At 72.5% G+C, this 4,877-nt stretch carries 4 protein-coding genes; 1 reads left to right on the top strand and 3 read right to left on the bottom strand.

Going from position 1 to position 4,877, the window contains the following annotated elements:
• The 3 genes from MHW47_RS31920 to hmgA all read right to left on the bottom strand — a co-directional run.
• Positions 1 to 538, bottom strand: a 538-nt coding sequence (locus tag MHW47_RS31920) for a type ISP restriction/modification enzyme (protein ID WP_374230182.1), incomplete at its 3' end; no start/stop codon positions are given.
• Between the two features lie 78 nt (positions 539 to 616).
• On the bottom strand, positions 617 to 1,402 hold the full coding sequence (locus MHW47_RS31915; protein WP_239227348.1) for a GntR family transcriptional regulator: 786 nt from the start codon (positions 1,400 to 1,402) through the stop codon (positions 617 to 619).
• 46 nt (positions 1,403 to 1,448) lie between these two features.
• Entirely contained in the window at positions 1,449 to 2,774 is a 1,326-nt protein-coding gene (hmgA, locus tag MHW47_RS31910; RefSeq protein WP_239227347.1) for a homogentisate 1,2-dioxygenase, read from the bottom strand.
• A 120-nt stretch (positions 2,775 to 2,894) separates the two neighbouring features.
• Between hmgA and MHW47_RS31905 the strand changes: the two genes are divergently transcribed.
• A partial coding sequence (locus MHW47_RS31905; RefSeq protein ID WP_239227346.1) for a right-handed parallel beta-helix repeat-containing protein occupies positions 2,895 to 4,877 on the top strand: 1,983 nt, incomplete at its 3' end.

Genomic DNA, 4,877 nt, shown 5'->3' with positions numbered 1-4,877 from the left:
GCCCGGCGGGGGAGTGGCCGTCCGGCAGCAGCGTCGTCACCGACACGGCCGGGCCCGGGTCGTGCGGCACCCGGCCGTGCTCGACGACGAAGAGCTGATGGGCGTCGGCGACCCGCCACAGCTCCGGCCGGGCCACGTCGATCAGCCGGTGGTCCGGGAGCAGCCACTGTTCGTCGAACGGGCCGTGCGCCACCCGCACCGGCTCGGGACAGGGGCCCGACTCGCGGAGGAAGCGGCCGGTCGCGCCCGGCAGGCCCGGCAGGGCGGCCACCGCGCTGTGCTGCGTACGGGCCCGGGTCGGGGCGAACAGCCGCTCGCGCTCCTCGCCGCCGGCGCGCACGAGCAGCTCCCAGCGGGCCCGCAGGGACGCCGCGTCGGGGGAGGTCACCCAGGCGCGCCCGGTCCGCATCGGCCGCACCGACCAGGGCATGAGGTCGTCGAGGAGGGGGCCGTCCGGGCCCGCGCCGGACCCGGCCGCCGCCGGTGCTGCCACCGTGTCGCCCTCCCCGCCTGCCGCGCCCGCCGCCTTCCCCGGCATCGTAACGACCTCACGCACCCCCCGGTGCCCCGACCGCCGGTGCGCCTTCGACCGTGCGCCTCTGTCAGTGCGCCTTCGTCAGTGCGCCTCGACCGTCACCGAGAACGAGAACCGGTCGCCCCGGTAGCGGATCTGTGCCACGTCGACCACCCGGCCGCCCTCGTCGTAGGTGACGCCCGTGTAGTACAGGATCGGGCTCAGCAGCGGGACGCCCAGCAGTTCGGCGGTGGCCGGGTCGGCGAGGCGGGCCTCGACCGTGTCGGTGATCCGGGCGATGGGCACCCCGACCCGGTCGCGCAGCACCTTCGTCATGGGCCACCGGTCGAGGTCCGCCGCGTCCAGGCCGGCGGCGACCTCCGGGTGCACCCAGTTCTGCGCCCAGTTGGTCGGCTCGCCGCTCTCCTCCTCGCAGCGCAGCCGGCGGTAGCCGACGACCTCCGCGCAGCCGGGGAAGTACTCCGCGACCTCGCCCGGCACCGGGACCGGGCCGTGGTCCAGCAGCGTGGAGCGCTCGCCCGACTGCTGGGCCACGATCGCGTCGATGGAGCCCAGCAGCCGGACCGGCGAGCTGCGGCGGGCGTGCGGCTCGATGAACGTGCCGCGCCGCCGGTGCCGGCTGATCAGGCCCTCCGTCTCCAGCTCCTTGAGCGCCTGGCGCATGGTCAGGACGCTGACCCCGTAGTGCGCCGCGAGCTGCTCCTCGGTGGGCAGCCGCAGCGTGGCGTCCGGGGCGCGGCCCAGTATCGACGCCCGCAGCGACTGCGAGACCTGGTACCACAGCGGCAGCTTGCGGTTCAGGACCAGCGAGTCGGGCGCGAAGGAGACGTCGCGGGACGCGGGGGTACGGGAAGCGGGCTGCGGCACCTGGTTCTCCTGCCTGCGGGGACGCCGGCGCGGGCGGCGGGGTCCGTCACGGCCGGAAGTTGCGGCTCAGACCCTGCCACACGTCGTCGTAGCCGTGCTGCAGATGGTCCGCCGTCACCGCCTGCGCGGTGGTGGTGACCGGCCAGCGGGTCTCGAACATGAAGGCCAGGCCGTCGTCGATCTTCTGCGGCTTCAGCTCCGCCGCGCTCGCCTTGTCGAAGGTCTCCCGGTCCGGGCCGTGCGCCGACATCATGGTGTGCAGCGAGCCGCCGCCGGGCACGAAGCCGCCCTTGCCGGCCGACTTCGCGTCGTAGGCGCCCTCGATCAGGCCCATGTACTCGCTCATCACGTTGCGGTGGAAGTACGGCGGGCGGAAGGTGTCCTCGCCGACCAGCCAGCGCGGCGCGAACACCACGAAGTCGACCCCGGCCAGGCCCGGCGTGTCCGAGGGCGAGGTGAGCACCGTGAAGATCGACGGGTCCGGGTGGTCGTAGCTGATCGAGCCGATGACGTTGAAGCGGCGCAGGTCGTAGACGTACGGCGTGTGGTTGCCGTGCCAGGCGACGACGTCCAGCGGGGAGTGGTCGTAGGTCGCCGTCCAGAGGTTGCCGCAGTACTTGTTGACCACCTCGACCGGGCGCTCCACGTCCTCGTACGCGGCGACCGGCGCCAGGAAGTCCCGTGCGTTCGCCAGGCCGTTGGCGCCGATCGGCCCGAGGTCGGGCAGGACGAAGGGGCGGCCGTAGTTCTCGCAGACGTACCCGCGCGCGGTGGCGTCGAGCAGCTCCACCCGGAAGCGGACGCCGCGCGGGATCAGAGCCACGTGGCCGGGCTCGGCGCGCAGCATGCCCAGCTCGGTGCGGAGCAGCAGCCCGCCCTGCTGGGGCACGATCAGCAGCTCGCCGTCGCTGTCGCTGAACACCCGGTCCATGGAGGTGTCGGCGTGGTAGAGGTGGACGGCCATGCCGGTGCGCTGCGCCGCGTCGCCGTTGCCGCCCAGGGTCCACAGACCGGCGAGGAAGTCCGTGCCGGGCGCGGGCTCCGGGAGCGGATCCCAGCGCAGCCGGTTCGGGTCGGGGACGGTCTCGGTGAACGGGGCGGTGCGCAGCGTGCCGTTGTCCGTGCGGACGAACGGCGGATGGGCGGCCGAGGGGCGGATGCGGTACAGCCAGCTGCGGTGGTTGTGGGCGCGCGGCTCGGTGAACGCCGAACCGCTCAGCTGCTCCGCGTACAGCCCCAGCGGGGCCCGCTGCGGCGAGTTGCGCCCGAGCGGGAGCGCTCCCGGCACCGCCTCCGAGCTGTGCTGATTGCCGAAACCGGTGGAGTACGCAAGCGCCTCCGCCGTCTTCCTCGCCTGCTCGATGCCGCTCATGTGCGCTCCCGGTGAGAAGAAATCCTATGCACAACCGTAGGAATGGAAGCCGGGCGAGTCAACGGCATTCGCCGTGCAGAAGGGGTTCAAAAAGCTGAACAATGCTCTACTCTCCGCCACATGTCGTGGACACGAAGACTTCTGGTGGTCCTGGCGGCGCTCGTCGCCGCACTCCTCGCGGCCCCGGCCGCCCGGGCGCACGAGGAACGGCCGGTCACCCTGCCCGACGGCACCGGCAGCGTTCCCGAGTACCGGACCGGCGAGCCCGATCTCCTGGTCTGCAAGACCGACCGGGCCGACTTCGAACGCCGCGTCTCCCGCTTCCCCGAGGCGCTGCGCACCCGCAACCTCCGGCTCTTCGAACGGTGCCGCACCTCCGGCTACCGCCACCTCCAGCAGGCCGTGGACGCCGTCGACCGCCCCGGCATGAACATCGCGATCCTGCCCGGCCTCTACGAGGAGGAGCCCTCGCTGCCGAAACCGGCGGGGCGGTGCGCCCGGCTGAAGGCGCCCGACTCCCAGCTCGGCTACCAGATCCTCAGCTACGCCCAGCAGCGCGCGTGCCCGCACAACCAGAACCTGGTCGCGATCCTCGGCAAGCAGGACCTCCAGATCGAGGGCACCGGCGCGGCCCGCACGGACGTCGTCATCGACGCCAAGTACCGCAAGCTCAACGCGATCCGCTCGGACCGGTCGGACGGCGTCTACTTCAAGAACTTCACCGCCCAGCGCACCACCTTCAACTCGCTCTACGTCCTGGCCCAGGACGGCTTCGTCATCGACGACGTGCTCACCCGCTGGAACGACGAGTACGGCTTCCTGACCTTCGCCAGCGACCACGGCCTGTACAAGAACTGCGAGTCCTACGGCAACGGCGACTCCGGCATCTACCCCGGCAGCGCCTCGGACATCAACGACGGCCGCGGCTACGACGTGCCGCGCTACTCCATCGAGATCACCGGCTGCCGCAGCCACCACAGCATGGTCGGCTACTCCGGCACCGCCGGCGACTCCGTCTACGTCCACGACAACGAGTTCGACCACAACATGGGCGGCGCCTCCATGGACAGCGCCTTCCCCGGCCACCCCGGACTCCCGCAGAACCACGCCCGCTTCGCCCGCAACCTCATCCACGACAACAACGCCGACTACTACCGCCACGTCGCCGACGGCACCTGCGCCCGGCCGCCCGCCGAACGCGGCTACGAGGACGGGGTGGTCTGCCCGCAGATCTCCATGCCGCCCGGCACCGGCATCATCACCGCCGGCGGCAACTGGAACCTCTACGAGGACAACTGGATCTACGGCCAGGACCGCGCCGCGTTCTTCCTCAGCGCCGTCCCCGCCTTCATCCGCGGCGAGAACGCGCTCGGCAAGCAGACCGACACCTCGCACCACAACCGGTACGCCGGCAACCACCTCGGCGTGGACCGCAGCGGCAAGGCCCGCCCCAACGGCACCGACGTCTGGTGGGACGGCCAGGGCGACGGCAACTGCTGGCAGTCGGACACCGGCGCCTCCACCCCGCGCGCCCTGCCCCGCTGCGGAAAGGAGCGGGGCGCCGTCTCCGGCTCCACCGACCGGATCGCCGGTGAACCCGTCAAGCTCGCCCAGCTGCTCGTCTGTGCCGACTACGACGCACGGGCCCGCCGGCTCCCGGCCGGCTGCGACTGGTACGGGGCACGCGGCATCGAACGCGTCGAGTTCCAGGCCGCCCTGGGCATCGCCGTGGTCCTGGCGCTCGTCGGCGGCGTGCTGTGGTGGCGCCGGCTGCGCACCAGCCGCCTCGCCACCGCCGCCTCGGTCCTCGGCCTCGTCGGCCTCGGCCTCGACGTCGCCGGGTCCACCATGGGCCTGGCCGCCACCTACGTCCCCGCCGTCGCCCTGCTGCTCACCGGGCTCTGGTGGACCGGCATCGGCCTGGCGCTGCGCCCGGCCCGCCCGGTGTTCGCCTGGGTGACGGTGACCCTGGGCGCGCTGACCCTCCTGGACGCGCTCGACAAGGGCGTGTTCATGATCCCGTGGATTCCGCTGAGCCCGGCCTGGATACGCGGACTGCTCGGCCTGGTCTGGGTCGTCTGGGCCGTCGTCGCCGCCGCCCTC

This window comes from Streptomyces sp. OfavH-34-F (assembly GCF_022347745.1).
GTDB lineage: Bacteria > Actinomycetota > Actinomycetes > Streptomycetales > Streptomycetaceae > Streptomyces.
This window is presented reverse-complemented; position numbering and strand designations above follow the sequence as displayed.